Origin of the sequence: Mesorhizobium sp. M7D.F.Ca.US.004.03.1.1, assembly GCF_003998635.1 — a bacterium.
In the GTDB taxonomy this organism is placed as follows: Bacteria; Pseudomonadota; Alphaproteobacteria; order Rhizobiales; family Rhizobiaceae; genus Mesorhizobium; species Mesorhizobium loti.
Genome location: NZ_RZQG01001763.1, coordinates 1 through 481 on the forward strand (window position 1 = coordinate 1; position 481 = coordinate 481).

Sequence of the window (481 nt, forward strand, 5' to 3'; positions counted from 1 at the left end):
AGCTAGCTGCGTGCGACCGATAGCATTGCGGGTGGCGTCGTTGGCCGGCATGTGGAGCGACACGGCATCGCTGGCTCGCAGAACCGCCTCCAGTGTAGGTAGCCTGTCTACCCCTAGACGCTCGAACACGGCATCCGGCTGATATCGGGAGCACGCGACCACGCGCATTCCAAGCGCTCGACCGAGTGCGGCGGTCTGTTGCCCGATTGGACCGAAGCCGGCAAGCCCCATCGTCAAACCCGCAAGCTCCACCAGGTCGGCGGAATACTTAAAACCGAAGTCCCCGGCGCGAACGGCAGCATCGGCGCCAACAACCTGCTTAGCAAGCGCGAACAACAGGGCTATCGCCTGCTCCGCGACCGACCTTTCATTGGCCCCTGGTGTGTTGGTGATTGCAATGCCCGAACGTGTTGCGGCTTCAACGTCGACCGGATCGTAGCCCACGCCATGGACGGCGATAACTCTGAGACAGGGCAGGGCC

At 63.0% G+C, this 481-nt stretch carries 1 protein-coding gene; it reads right to left on the reverse strand.

Annotation, left to right across the window (positions count from 1 at the left end; all coding sequences use genetic code 11):
- On the reverse strand, positions 1-477 hold a 477-nt coding region (locus EN935_RS39910; RefSeq protein WP_281040432.1), incomplete at its 3' end, for an NAD(P)-dependent oxidoreductase.
- Positions 478-481: the final 4 nt, after the last annotated feature.